The 13,176-nt window shown below is 73.4% G+C and carries 10 protein-coding genes and 1 pseudogene; 6 read left to right on the top strand and 5 right to left on the bottom strand.

The window, feature by feature from the left end:
• Positions 1-18: 18 nt before the first annotated feature.
• Positions 19-924, bottom strand: a complete 906-nt coding sequence (locus tag ACIBNE_RS25390) for a LysR family transcriptional regulator (protein ID WP_399275228.1) — start codon at positions 922-924, stop codon at positions 19-21.
• A 108-nt stretch (positions 925-1,032) separates the two neighbouring features.
• Here ACIBNE_RS25390 and ACIBNE_RS25385 point away from each other — a divergent pair, with 108 nt between their 5' ends.
• Positions 1,033-2,472 (top strand): MFS transporter, encoded by a 1,440-nt coding sequence (locus tag ACIBNE_RS25385; RefSeq protein WP_399275437.1) that lies wholly within the window; start codon positions 1,033-1,035, stop codon positions 2,470-2,472.
• On the opposite strand, the gene meaB is transcribed toward ACIBNE_RS25385, so the two are convergent.
• Genes meaB through ACIBNE_RS25370 form a run of 3 tightly spaced genes read right to left on the bottom strand, consistent with a single transcriptional unit; the run spans position 2,430 to position 7,540 of the window.
• Entirely contained in the window at positions 2,430-3,446 is a 1,017-nt protein-coding gene (gene meaB, locus ACIBNE_RS25380; RefSeq protein WP_399275226.1) for a methylmalonyl Co-A mutase-associated GTPase MeaB, read from the bottom strand. The genes ACIBNE_RS25385 and meaB overlap by 43 nt on opposite strands.
• A 3-nt stretch (positions 3,447-3,449) precedes the next feature.
• A complete protein-coding gene (scpA, locus tag ACIBNE_RS25375; protein ID WP_399275224.1) occupies positions 3,450-5,630 on the bottom strand; it encodes a methylmalonyl-CoA mutase in 2,181 nt (726 codons plus the stop codon).
• Entirely contained in the window at positions 5,630-7,540 is a 1,911-nt protein-coding gene (locus ACIBNE_RS25370; RefSeq protein WP_399275222.1) for a methylmalonyl-CoA mutase family protein, read from the bottom strand. The genes scpA and ACIBNE_RS25370 overlap by 1 nt, the downstream gene beginning before the upstream one ends.
• Before the next feature lie 155 nt (positions 7,541-7,695).
• Between ACIBNE_RS25370 and ACIBNE_RS25365 the strand changes: the two are divergent.
• The 3 genes and pseudogenes from ACIBNE_RS25365 to ACIBNE_RS25355 form a co-directional block, all read left to right on the top strand.
• Positions 7,696-8,019: pseudogene (locus ACIBNE_RS25365) on the top strand (type B 50S ribosomal protein L31); the annotation flags it as partial.
• Between the two features lie 486 nt (positions 8,020-8,505).
• Positions 8,506-9,699, top strand: coding sequence for a MerR family transcriptional regulator (locus ACIBNE_RS25360; RefSeq protein ID WP_399275220.1), 1,194 nt, complete (start codon positions 8,506-8,508; stop codon positions 9,697-9,699).
• A gap of 126 nt (positions 9,700-9,825) precedes the next feature.
• A complete protein-coding gene (locus ACIBNE_RS25355) occupies positions 9,826-11,004 on the top strand; it encodes an acyl-CoA dehydrogenase family protein (protein ID WP_399275218.1) in 1,179 nt (392 codons plus the stop codon).
• Between the two features lie 93 nt (positions 11,005-11,097).
• Here ACIBNE_RS25355 and ACIBNE_RS25350 read toward each other — a convergent pair whose 3' ends face one another.
• Positions 11,098-11,517 (bottom strand): arsenate reductase ArsC, encoded by a 420-nt coding sequence (locus ACIBNE_RS25350; protein ID WP_399275216.1) that lies wholly within the window; start codon positions 11,515-11,517, stop codon positions 11,098-11,100.
• Between the two features lie 131 nt (positions 11,518-11,648).
• Here ACIBNE_RS25350 and ACIBNE_RS25345 point away from each other — a divergent pair, with 131 nt between their 5' ends.
• Together ACIBNE_RS25345 and arsB are read left to right on the top strand one after the other, a co-directional pair.
• The gene (locus ACIBNE_RS25345; RefSeq protein WP_399275214.1) at positions 11,649-11,954 is read left to right on the top strand and encodes an ArsR/SmtB family transcription factor; all 306 of its coding nucleotides are present in this window, start codon (positions 11,649-11,651) and stop codon (positions 11,952-11,954) included.
• A complete protein-coding gene (arsB, locus tag ACIBNE_RS25340; protein ID WP_399275212.1) occupies positions 11,951-13,042 on the top strand; it encodes an ACR3 family arsenite efflux transporter in 1,092 nt (363 codons plus the stop codon). The genes ACIBNE_RS25345 and arsB overlap by 4 nt, the downstream gene beginning before the upstream one ends.
• The last annotated feature ends 134 nt before the right edge of the window (positions 13,043-13,176 follow it).

Below are 13,176 nucleotides of genomic sequence, written 5' to 3'. Positions count from 1 at the left end.
CCGTACGTGCCCCGCCCCTCAGCGTCCCGTCAGCAGCTCCCGTACGCACTCCCGCAGCCAGGCGTGCGCCGGGTCCGCGTCGTGGCGCGGGTGCCAGGCGATCCCGTACGGTAGCGGCGGCAGCTCCAGCGGCACCTCGAAGGCCACCAGGCCGAGCGCGTCGGCCAGTGCCCGCGTCCGCGCGCTCAGCATGCCCACCAGATCGCTGTCGAGCAGCAGGAACAGGGACGCGGGGAACGTCCCGACGCTGCCCGCGACCCGCCGCTCCAGGCCGAGCGCGGCGAGCGCGGTGTCCACGGGGCCCGACAGCCTGCCGCGCCTGGACACCACCAGATGCGTCTGCGCGGCGAACCGCTCCGCGCTCAACTCGCCGTCCAGCAGCGGGTGACCGGGGCGTGCGACCCCGAGCATCCGGTCGTCGAAGAGGTGCTCCACCCGCACTTCGGGCTCCCGCGAGTCGATCACCCCCACCTCCAGGTCGACGGTTCCCTCCCGCAGTGCGGGGGCGTCCACGTGGCTCTCCATCAGGAACCTCAGCCGCACCCCCGGCGCCTCGTCCGCGACCCTGGCGAACAGCTCGGCGCCGAGCGTCGCGGGCAGCGTGTCGTGCGCGATGACCGTGAACGTCCGCTTCAGCGTCGCCAGATCGACCTCGCCGCCCGTCGTGAACACCGCGCGGGCCCGCTCCACGGCCGCCCGCACCTCGCCGTGCAGCGCGAGCGCGCGCGGCGTGGGCACCATGCTCCGGCCCGCCCGCACCAGCACCGGATCGCCCAGCGCCTTGCGGATCCGGCCCAGCGTCCGGCTCATCGCGGGCTCGGAGAGGTGCAGCCGCGCCGCCGCGCCCGAGACGCTGCACTCGTCGAGCAGCACCTCCAGCGCGACCAGCAGATTGAGGTCGATCCCGGATTGCGTCACGCGCATTCATCTCCTGCAAAGGATGCATTGGAAAGCAGGCCACTCCGACTCTACGGTGAATGACACACCCCGACGCACCAGCTCCGAGGAGGAGCCTTGTCGACGCACGCCCGCGTGCAGGTCCACCCACAGGACCCCGCGACCCCCGCCCAGAACTCCGGCCTCCGCCGGTCCACCCTTCTCGCGCTCTGCGCCTGCGTCCTCGTCGCGCAGGGCATGGTCGCCGCGATCAACCTGCTCATTCCCCAACTCGCCGCATCGTCACTGCATCTGACGACCAGTCAACTACTGTGGACGGTCGACGCCTACGTCATCGTCTTCGCGGCCCTGCTGATCCCGGCGGGCGCCATCGGCGACCGCTGGGGCCGCAAGGGCGCCCTGCTCGCCGGACTGGGGCTCTTCGCCGCGGGCGCCGCCACCAGCGCGCTCGCCACCGGGCCCGCCGCGCTCATCGCGGGGCGCGGCGTCTGCGGCGCGGGCGCCGCACTGATCATGCCCGCGACGATGTCCATCGTGGTGCGCCTCGCGGGCCCCGCCGGGATGGGCCGGGCGCTCGCCGCCTGGACCCTCTCGGCGGGCCTCGGCGGCCTCGCGGGCAACGTCGTCGGCGGCCTGGTCGGCGAGTACCTCTCCTGGCGCGCGCTGTTCTGGCTGATGGTGCCGCTCGCCGCGCTGCTCGCCGCCGCCGTCGCCCGCACGACTCCCCGCACCCCCGCCAACCCGGCCGCGGCCCTCGACCCGATCGGCTCGCTGCTGATCACCGGGGCACTGTTCGCCGTCGTCCACGGCATCATCGAGGGCCCGCCGCGCGGCTGGACCTCCGCCACGGTCCTCGGCTCCTTCGCCGCGGGAGCCGTACTGCTCGCCCTGTTCACGGCGTACGGGCTGCGCGCCGCGCGCCCGCTGTTCGACCCGCGCGTCTTCGCCTCCCGCGAACTGCGTGCCGGGACCCTCGGAATGGCGACCGCGTTCTTCGGCCTCTTCGCGCTCTTCTACGTCAACGCCCAGTACCTCCAGTACGCCAAGGGGTACTCGGTCGCGGTCGCGGGGCTCGCGATCGTCCCGCTCACCGTCGGCATGGTCGTCGTGCCCAAGCTCGTGGTGAGGGCAGGCAACCTCAAGCACCGGCCCCTCGCGGGCGGCGGCCTCGCCCTGATCGGCGCCGGACTGCTGCTGGTCTCCACCGCGGACGCCGCGACGCCCTACCCGCTGTACGCGCTCTACCTGCTGCTGCTCTCCGTCGGCACCGGCCTGTGCGCACCCGCCCTGACCGCCACGGTCGTCGCCTCGCTCCCCGCCCACCAGGCGGGCCTCGGCTCGGGGCTGAACACCGCGGCGCGCGAGGTCGGCGCGGCACTCGGCGTGGCCGTCGTCGGCACGGTCCTGGCCGCGCGCTTCTCCGGAACGCCCGAAGGCCCGGCCCAGGTCGCCGAGTTCACCTCGGCGATGGGCACGGGCCTGCGGACCGCCGCGCTGCTCGTCCTGCTCGCGGCGGCCGCCGTGTGGTGGGGCTACCGCGAACCGGGCTCCGCGCCCGGTGCGTCCGAGGACTGAAACGCCTCCAGGATCCGCTCGGCCGCCAGCGTCGCCGTCAACTCCCCGTCCCGTACACCCTTTTCGAGTACGGGAACCAGGTCCCGCACCCCGGGGTGGCCGTGCAGCCGCTCCAGGAGCGTGTCGTGGACCATCGCCCACACCCAGTCGACCTGCTGGTCGCGGCGCTTGTCCGCGAGCCGCCCGGTCGAGTCGAGCAGCGTGCGGTGCTGCTCGATCCGCTCCCACAGGGCGTCGAGCCCGGCGGACTCGCGCGCGCTGCAATGCAACACCGGGGGAGTCCACGCGGCGTCGGACGGGTGCATGAGGCGCATCGCGCCCGCCAGCTCCCGCGCCGCCGCCCGCGCGTCGCGCTCGTGCGGGCCGTCCGCCTTGTTGACCGCGATCACGTCCGCCAGCTCCAGGACGCCCTTCTTGATGCCCTGGAGCTGGTCGCCGGTCCTGGCGAGCGTGAGCAGCAGGAACGTGTCGACCATCTTGGCGACCGTGGTCTCCGACTGGCCCACGCCGACCGTCTCGACCAGCACCACGTCGTACCCGGCCGCCTCCATCACGACCATCGTCTCGCGCGTCGCCCTGGCGACCCCGCCCAGCGTCCCCGCCGACGGCGAGGGCCGCACGAAGGCCGCGGGGTCCACCGCCAGGCGCTCCATCCGGGTCTTGTCACCCAGGATGGAGCCCCCGGTACGGCTCGACGACGGGTCGACCGCGAGCACCGCGACCCGGTGCCCGAGCCCCGTGAGCATCGTGCCGAACGCGTCGATGAACGTCGACTTGCCGACGCCCGGCACCCCGCTGATCCCGATCCGCCTGGCCCCGCCCGTGTACGGCAGCAGCTCGGTGAGCAACCGCTGGGCGAGGGCCCGGTGGTCGGGCCTGGTCGACTCCACGAGCGTGATCGCCCGTGCGACGAACGCCCGCTTCCCGTCCCGTACGCCCCGTACGTAGGCGTCGATGTCGATGCTCGGCGCCATGGCCTACAGCTCGTGCCCGAGCTCGGCGGCAAGACGCTCCACGAGGTCCAGCGCGGCGTCCGGGATGACCGTGCCCGGCGGGAACACCGCCGCCGCGCCCGCCTCGATCAGCGTCGGCACGTCCTGCGGCGGGATCACCCCGCCCACCACGATCAGGATGTCCTCGCGGCCCTCGGCCGCCAGCTCCTCGCGCAGCGCCGGGACCAGCGTCAGGTGCCCGGCCGCCAGCGAGGACACCCCGACGATGTGCACGTCGGCCTCCACGGCCTGGCGCGCCACCTCGGCCGGGGTCTGGAACAGCGGGCCGACGTCCACGTCGAAGCCCAGGTCGGCGAAGGCCGTCGCGATCACCTTCTGACCCCGGTCGTGCCCGTCCTGGCCCATCTTGGCGACGAGGATGCGGGGGCGGCGGCCCTCCGCCTTCTCGAACTCCTCGACCGCCGCGCGCGTGCTCTCCACCGCCGGTGACGTCCCTGCCTCGCTCCGGTACACACCGGAGATCGTACGGATCTGCCCCGAGTGCCGCCCGTAGGCCCGCTCCAGGGCGTCGGAGATCTCCCCGACCGTCGCCTTGGCGCGCGCCGCGTCCACGGCCAGCTCCAGCAGGTTGCCGCCGCCCGAAGCGGCGGCCGTCAGCGCGCGCAGCGCGTCCTGGCACACCGCCTCGTCGCGCTCCTCGCGCAGCCGCCGCAGCTTCTCGATCTGCTGCGCCCGCACCGAGGTGTTGTCGACCTTGAGCACCTCGATCTGCTCGTCGCTCGCCACCCGGTACTTGTTCACGCCGATCACCGGCTGGCGCCCGGAGTCGATGCGGGCCTGCGTGCGGGCCGCCGCCTCCTCGATGCGCAGCTTCGGGATGCCCGCGTCGATGGCCCTGGCCATGCCGCCGGCCGCCTCGACCTCCTCGATGTGCTGCCAGGCCCGGCGCGCCAGGTCGTGCGTCAGGCGCTCCACGTAGGCGCTGCCGCCCCACGGGTCGATGACCCGGCAGGTGCCCGACTCCTGCTGGAGCAGCAGCTGGGTGTTGCGGGCGATGCGCGCCGAGAAGTCGGTCGGCAGCGCGAGCGCCTCGTCCAGCGCGTTGGTGTGCAGCGACTGGGTGTGGCCCTGCGTCGCCGCCATCGCCTCCACGCAGGTGCGCGTCACGTTGTTGAAGACGTCCTGCGCGGTCAGCGACCAGCCAGATGTCTGCGAATGGGTGCGCAGCGAAAGGGACTTGGGGCTCTTCGGGTCGAACTTCGCGACCAGCTTCGCCCACAGCAGCCGGGCCGCCCTGAGCTTGGCGATCTCCATGTAGAAGTTCATGCCGATGGCCCAGAAGAAGGAGAGCCGCGGCGCGAACGCGTCCACGTCCAGACCCGCGCCGATGCCCGCGCGCAGGTACTCCATGCCGTCCGCGAGGGTGTACGCCAGCTCCAGGTCGGCCGTCGCCCCGGCCTCCTGGATGTGGTAGCCCGAGATGGAGATGGAGTTGTAGCGCGGCATCCGCTGCGAGGTGTACGCGAAGATGTCGGAGATGATCCGCATCGAGGGCTTCGGCGGATAGATGTAGGTGTTGCGGACCATGAACTCCTTGAGGATGTCGTTCTGGATGGTCCCGGCCAGCTTCTCGGGCGGTACGCCCTGCTCCTCGGCCGCCACGATGTACAGCGCCAGCACGGGCAGCACCGCGCCGTTCATCGTCATCGACACCGACATCCGGTCCAGCGGGATGCCGTCGAACAGCTGGCGCATGTCGTAGATCGAGTCGATCGCCACGCCCGCCATGCCGACGTCGCCCGTGACGCGCGGGTGGTCGCTGTCGTACCCCCGGTGCGTCGGCAGGTCGAAGGCGACCGAGAGGCCCTTCTGGCCCGCCGCGAGGTTGCGCCGGTAGAACGCGTTGGACTCCTCGGCCGTGGAGAAGCCCGCGTACTGCCGGATCGTCCACGGCTGGTTGACGTACATCGTCGGGTACGGGCCGCGCAGGTACGGCGCGATGCCCGGGTAGGTGTCCAGGAAGTCGAGCCCCGTCGTGTCCTGCGCGGTGTACAGCGGCTTGACCGGGATGCCCTCGGGCGTCTCCCACACCAGGTCGGCGGCGTCCTTGCCGGTGGACTCCTTGACGGCGGCCCGCCACTGCTCCTCGCCCGCGCCCGGAGGGGCGGACCCCAGCTCGATCCGCGAGAAGTCGGGGATCCCCATCACGCCACTCCGATCCGGTCGAGTACGGAGGCCAGCACGGCGACCGCGTCGCCGCCCGCGACGACGAACTCGTCGACCCCCGCCCGTACGTACGTCTCCCGCAGCTCGCCGGGCCTTCCGGCCAGGAACACCCGCAGGGCCCCGGCCGCCTTCAGCGCCTCGGCCACCGGCGCCGCCTGCTCGGCGTAGAGCGCGTCGCTGGAGCAGACGCAGGCGACGCGCGCACCGCTCGCCGCGAACGCCTCGGCGACCGTGGCCGCGTCGACCGACACCGGGTCGTGGACCGGCTCGATGCCGCCGGCCCGGAAGAGGTTGGCGGCGAACGACGCGCGCGCGGTGTGCGCGGCGGCGCTGCCCAGGGCCGCGACGAAGACGCGCGGCCGGGCGCCGGTCGCCGCCAGGTGCGCGTCCGAACGGGCCCGCAGCTCCTCGTAGTCCTCGTCGCGGCGCACGCGCGGCAGACCGCCCGTCGGCGCGGCGGGCGCGGGGTCGCGCTCCACCGGGGGCTGGTCGAGGATCGGGAACTCGCTGACGCCCGTGATCGGCTCGCGGCGCTTGGCCAGGTCCTCCTTGCGGGCCTGCCAGGTCGCGTCCAGCCGGGCGGCGACCAGACCCGAGCGCAGGGCGGCCGCCTGGCCCCCGGCCCGCTCGATCTCCTGGAACCACTCCCAGGCCGCGCCCGCCAGCTCCTCGGTCAGCCGCTCCACGTACCAGGAGCCGCCCGCCGGGTCGATGACCCGCCCGATGTGCGACTCCTCCACCAGGACCGTCGAGGTGTTGCGCGCGATGCGGCGCGCGAACGCGTCGGGCAGGCCCAGCGCGTGGTCGAAGGGCAGGACCGTCACCGCGTCGGCGCCGCCCACCCCGGCGGCCAGCGAGGCGACCGTGGTGCGCAGCATGTTCACCCACGGGTCGCGGCGGCTCATCATCACCGGGGACGTCACGGCGTGCTGGCGCTGCGCGCCCGCCCCGGGCGCGGCGCCGCAGGCCTCGGCGACCCGGGCCCAGACCCGGCGCGCGGCCCGCAGCTTGGCGATCGTCAGGAACTGGTCGGCGGTCGCGGCGAACCTGAACTCCAGCTGGCCCAGGGCCGCTTCGACCGGCAGCCCGGCTCCGTCGAGCGTGCGCAGCAGGGCGACGCCGGTGGCGAGCGCGCACCCCAGCTCCTCGGCGGGCGAGGCGCCCGCCTCGTGGTACGGCAGCGCGTCGACGGTCAGCGCGCGCAGCCCCGGGTACTCCTCGTGGCAGCGGCGCGCGAGGGCGGCGGCGGCCGTCAACAGGTCGGGCAGGGAGTCGTGTTCGCCGGTGCGGGCCGCGTGGCCCAGCGGGTCGGCGCCGAGGTTGCCCAGCGCGGCCGAGGGGGCGACGCCGCGCTCCTCGTACAGCCGCAGCAACTCGCTCGCCGCCGCGTCGAATTCGGCGCCCGCGTCGAGGACGACGGGTGCGAGGTCGAGGTACACGCCGGAGAGCGCCGCGCCGATGCCGTCGACCGGGACGCCGGAGGCGCCGACGGTGAGCCACACCGAGGTCGCGCCGTTCTCCAGGTCGGTGAGGACGGCCTCGTTGGTCCGCGCGGGGTCGGGGCGGTCGTGGCGCTGGCGCACGTCCCAGCCGGAGGCCGCGCCGCCCTGGGGCGTGCCGCCCCGGGTGAACGGTGCGAAGCCGGGCACGCCGGTGGCGCCCGCGCCCTCCCCTTCCTCGGCGCCGGCCGTGGTGCGCGCGGTGTACAGCGGACGGGTGGAGAGCCCGTCCTGGAGCGTGGTGGACAGCAGGTCGTCGGGGGCGGCCGACTCCGGGACGTTCCGACCCGCTTTGCGCAGCACACCATCCACCAGGCGTTGCCACTGCTCATGGGTCGCATCCGGGAAATCGGCGGCCAGCGAGAACCCGTCGTCGGGCAGGACCGTCATGCGAGGGATGTTAGGGCAGGTCGACGGGGGTGCAGTAGGGGAGTCGGCTGTGACCTACCCCTCTTGTACTGGCGGGTAACCTGCGGGGGCGTCAGAACGGGGCGCGGCCGGATGCCGCCGTCGGTGCTCGGGCATAGCCTGGAATGACCCGAACCGTGCCGCACCAGGCGGGCACGAGGGGGAACGGCGGGCAAACGGCGAGCAAGGAGCGGGACGTGACAGCGGACTCCTCGATCGATTACCGGCCGGTGGTCTTCCGGGACCGGGCTGCGGGCTATGCCTTCCTCACCCGGTCGACGGCCACCAGCGACACCACCATCGAATGGGACGACGGGAACAGCTACCCGGTCGTCGACGTCGAGATCTCGTCGGAGAGCCACCCCTTCTACACAGGGAAGGCGCGCACCGTGGACACCGAGGGTCGCATTGCCGCTTTCGAGCGAAAGTACGGGGCGGGGGACGGGGACGGGGAGTCCGGGCGGGCCACGTCGGGGGTGACGCCCGACGCGCTGCTGCACAGCAGCCCCGACGGCGAGGTGAGCGCCGAGGACCTGGTGCTCGCGTCGGGCCGCGACGTCACGCCGGAGAGCCTGGAATGGGCGCGGCGCAGGCTCGCGGAGCGGGGCAGGGCCGCGGTGGAGGAGCAACTGCCGTAGGGCGGGGCGACCGGGGCGCTGCCTGCGGATTCCTTGCGGGCCCGCGCCGGCCGCCTGACGGCGGCAGTCCGTCGGTGGACGGGCGGCGGGGACCTTGCGGGGGTTGGGCAAGGCCCCTCGCCGGGACCGGAGACCCCGCCGGGGCGTGCGCCGCGCCGCACCACACCACGCCGCGCGCCCTACGGGCCGAAGGTCTCTCAGGGACGCGCGCCGTGCCGCCGACTGCGCAGTGTACGTCCCGGAAAGACACGGTGCTCCGGTTCCCGTGAGCGTGCAAACCGCGTCGTTCGTGCGTCGTATCGTCCCGGCATGAGCGACGCGGCTGCATGGATCACCACGGGTGCACTGGCGCTACGGCTCGGGGTGGCGCCGACCACCCTGCGGTCCTGGGACAAGCGGTACGGCCTCGGGCCCGCCCTGCGCGGGGACGGCAGACACCGGCGGTGGTCGCCCGCCGACGTGGCCGTCGTGGAACGGATGTGCGGACTCACCGCGCGCGGCGTGCCGCCGGCGGAGGCGGCCCGCCTGGCCCGCCTGACGGTCCCCGCGGCCGTCCCCGTCCCCGCTGCTCCCGTCCCCGCCGCTCCGGCCCCTCCCGGCCCCGCCGTCCCCGCCGACCCCGTCGCGGACGCGCCCGCGACGGCCGACGCGCCCGGCGGATTCGGCGGGCGGAGCGCCCTGGGGGTGCCGGGCCTGCCGCCCGTGCGCAGCGCGCTGGCGCTGCCCGGTGCGCGCGAGCCCGTCGACCTGTGCGCCGTGCCGGGCGGCGAGGTGTTCGGCGCCCCCGCCGTGCCCGACCCGCTCGCCGAGCCGCCCGCGCTGTCGCCGTCGGGCGAGGCGCGCCGGGTGGTGCGCGGGCTCGGCAAGGCCGCGGTCAGGCTGGACGCCTCGCAGGTCGAGCGGCTGCTCACGGAGGCCGTCGCCGACCACGGGCTGGCCGGGGCCTGGGACCGGGTGATGATGCCGGCGCTGCGGGCCATCGGACGCCGCTGGGCCACGTCGGGCGACCCGGTGGGGGAGCGGTACGTGGAGGCGGAGCACATGCTCTCCTGGTACGTCTCCACGGTGGTGCGCCGCGCGGGCCCCACGGTGGCGCCGACGCTCGACCCGCCGGGCGGGGAGGGGGAGCGGCCCGTGGTGCTGGCCTGCGCGCCGGGGGAGTTCCACTCGCTCGCGGTCGAGGTCCTGGCGATGACCCTGGCCGAACGCGCCGTACCGGTGCGGATGTTCGGCAGCGCCGTGCCCGTGGCGGCGCTCGCGGACGCGGTGCGCAGGACGGGCCCGCGCGCGGTGGTGGTCTGGTCCCAGCGCGCGGAGACGGCGGACGCGGCGCAGGCGGTGCTGCTGGGCGCCACGAAGTGGGGCATCGCGGGGGCCCGTACGCGTCCGGTGGTGCTGCTCGCGGGGCCCGGTTGGCACAGCGCGGGGCGAAGGCCGGGGATGTGCAGGCTGGGGAGCCTGCCGCAGGCGCTGGAGGTGCTGGCGCTGGTGGCGGGCGACTGACGTACCGGGACCTTCGTTCCGGGACCTTCGTTCCGTACGACCTCCGCCCTTCCGGATTCTTGCAACACGTTCTACCGTGTGCGCCGCCACGCCAAAGCGCCCGAGAGCGGGAGAACCGGAGGGGCCGTGCACCTCGAATACACGCCCGAGCAGCGGAAGTTGCGCACCGAACTGCGCACGTACTTCACCGGCCTCGTCCCGGACGACGTGCACGCCCGCTACGCCGACCCGGCGGCCCAGAAGCGGTTCTACCGCGAGACCGTCCGCCGCCTGGGCGAGGACCGCTGGCTCGGCGTGGGCTGGCCCCGGGAGTACGGCGGCCGGGGCCTGAGCGCCATGGAGCAGTTCATCTTCTTCGACGAGGCGGCCCAGGCGGGCGTACCGCTGCCGCTGATGGCGCTCAACACGGTGGGCCCGACGCTGATGCGGTACGGCTCCGACGAGCAGAAGGCGTACTTCCTCCCCCGCATCCTCTCCGGCGAACTGGACTTCGCCATCGGCTACAGCGAGCCCGACGCGGGCACCGACCTGGCCGCGCTGCGCACCAGGGCCGTGCGCGAGGACGACACGTACGTGGTGAACGGCCAGAAGATCTGGACGACCAACGGCGACACGGCCGACTGGGTGTGGCTCGCGGTCCGCACCGACCCCGCGGCCAAGCCGCACAAGGGCATCACCATGCTCCTGGTCCCGACGACGGACCCGGGCTACTCCTGCACCCTCATCAACACCCTCGCCTCCCACGACACCACGGCCAGCTACTACGAGGACGTCCGCGTCCCGGTGTCCCGGCGGGTGGGCGAGGAGAACGGGGGCTGGCGCCTGATCATCAACCAGCTCAACCACGAGCGCGTCACGCTCGCCGCCCACGGCACGATGGCGATCCGCGCGCTCGCCGACGTCCAGCGCTGGGCGAAGGACACCGGGCTCGCGGACGGCCGCCGCGTGATCGACCTGGGCTGGGTGCGCGGCCGGCTCGCCCGCACGCACGCCAGGCTCGACGCGATGAAGCTCCTCAACTGGCGGATGGTGGGCGCGGTCGAGGACGGCAGCCTCACCCCGCAGGACGCCTCGGCCGTCAAGGTCTACGGCTCCGAGGCCCGCCGCGACGCGTACGGCTGGCTGATGGAGGTCGTGGGAGCGGCGGGCCCCTTGAAGGAGGGCTCGGCGGGCGCGGTGCTCCACGGCGAACTGGAACGCGGCTACCGCTCGGCGGTGATCTTCACCTTCGGCGGCGGCAACAACGAGATCCAGCGCGAGATCATCTCGTGGATAGGCCTGGGCATGCCCCGCGTGCGCCGCTGACGGCGTGCGGTGGAGGGTGTGTGCGGCCCTCCTGGCGCCACCGTGCGGCGCCCGCCGTCTGCCCGTCCTTGTCCGCAAGGGCGTCCGCCGGTGTCACGTTCCCCGCTTCGCGTCGATCTCGGAGACGAGGCCCTCGACGAGGGCTTTGATCTCGTCGCGGATCGGGCGGACGGCCTCGACCCCCTGGCCGGCCGGGTCCTCTAGGGCCCAGTCGAGGTACTTCTTGCCGGGGAAGACCGGGCAGGTGTCGCCGCAGCCCATGGTGATGACGTAGTCGGACGCCTGGACGGCCCCGGTGGTCAGCACCTTGGGCTTCTGGTCCGCGATGTCGACGCCCACCTCGGCCATCGCTTCGACGGCGGCCGGGTTGACCCGGTCGCCCGGCACCGATCCGGCGGAGCGGACCTCGACGCGGTCACCGGCGAGGTGGCGGAGGAATCCGGCGGCCATCTGGGAGCGGCCGGCGTTGTGGACGCAGACGAAGAGCACGGAGGCGAGCGGAGCGGTGGTCATCGGGTCTTCCTTCGGAGGTCGTCGAACGCGACACCGGCCGAGGGCGCGGTCATGGCGGGGACCCCCTTCGGCGGGCTCCGGAGGTCAGTCCCCGCTGGTATCAGCAACGAATGATGTGACAGTATCAGTCCATGATGACGTCAGTCGATACTGATCTGATCCGCGTGCTGAGTGATCCCCTCAGGCTCCGGATCGTTACCCTGCTCGCCCGCGAGACGCTGTGCACCACCCACCTGGTGGAGGAGACCGGCGCCAAGCAGACCAACCTCTCCAACCACCTGAAGGTCCTGCGCGAGGCCGGGGTCGTCGAGACGGAGCCGTGCGGCCGGTACACCTACTACCGGCTGAAGCCCGACGTCATCGAAACGCTCGCCGGCCAGTTCGCCGACCTGGCCGCGGCCGCCCGCGCCAACGCCGAATCCAAGAGGCCCTGTTGACCCCCGCCGCCCCCATCGCCCCCGCGGTCGCCGCGGACCGGTCGGTCGTGGCGAAGCTCTCGACGCTCGACCGGTTCCTCGCCGTCTGGATCCTCCTCGCCATGGGTCTCGGCCTGGGCCTGGGCCGGCTGGTCCCCGGCCTGAACGACGCGCTCGCCGAGGTCGAGATCGGCGGCGTCTCCCTGCCCATCGCCGTCGGCCTGCTGGTCATGATGTACCCGGTGCTCGCCAGGGTCAGGTACGACCGGCTGGACGCCGTCACCGGCGACAAGAAGCTGATGGTCTCCTCGCTGGTCGTCAACTGGGTACTCGGCCCGGCGCTCATGTTCGCCCTCGCCTGGATCTTCCTGCCCGACCTGCCGGAATACCGCACCGGACTGATCATCGTCGGGCTCGCCCGCTGCATCGCCATGGTCGTCATCTGGAACGACCTGGCCTGCGGCGACCGCGAGGCGGCCGCCGTCCTCGTAGCCCTGAACTCGGTCTTCCAGGTCGTCGCCTTCGGCGTCCTGGGCTGGTTCTACCTCGACCTGCTGCCCGGATGGCTGGGCCTCGGCGAGGGCGAGGAGCTCGACATCTCGATGTGGAAGATCGCGCTGAACGCCGTCGTCTTCCTCGGTGTGCCGCTGGTCGCGGGGTTCCTCACCCGACGGATCGGCGAGCGGAGGCTGGGCCGGGAGTCGTACGAGACGACGTTCCTGCCGAAGATCGGCCCCTGGGCGCTCTACGGCCTGCTCTTCACGATCGTCGTGCTCTTCGCCCTCCAGGGCAGGACGATCACCTCGCAGCCGCTGGACGTGGCGCGGATCGCGCTGCCGCTGCTCGTGTACTTCGCGGTGATGTGGTTCGGCACGTTCTTCCTCGGCCGGGCGATCGGCCTGGAGTACGACCGGACGGCCACCTTGGCCTTCACCGCCGCGGGCAACAACTTCGAGCTCGCCATCGCGGTCGCCATCGCCACCTTCGGCGTCACCTCGGGGCCGGCGCTCGCCGGTGTCGTCGGCCCTCTCATCGAGGTCCCCGTCCTGGTCGCGCTCGTGTACGTGTCGCTGGCCTGGCGCGGGAAGTTCACCGCCGCCCGGCCGTAGGCCCGACGGGCGGGCGTCCACCGCCCTGCCCCCGCCGACCCGGCGGGGGCGGGGCGCCGCTGTCGGGAAGGGGGATCCCGGAAGACGCGCGAGTTGTTCGACGTCGTCGTCATCGGCTGCGGGCAGGCCGGTGT

The organism is Streptomyces sp. NPDC050504, from assembly GCF_044458065.1.
Taxonomy (GTDB): Bacteria; Actinomycetota; Actinomycetes; order Streptomycetales; family Streptomycetaceae; genus Streptomyces.
Note: the sequence above shows the minus strand (reverse complement) of the source record. Positions and strands in the feature narration are given on the sequence as shown.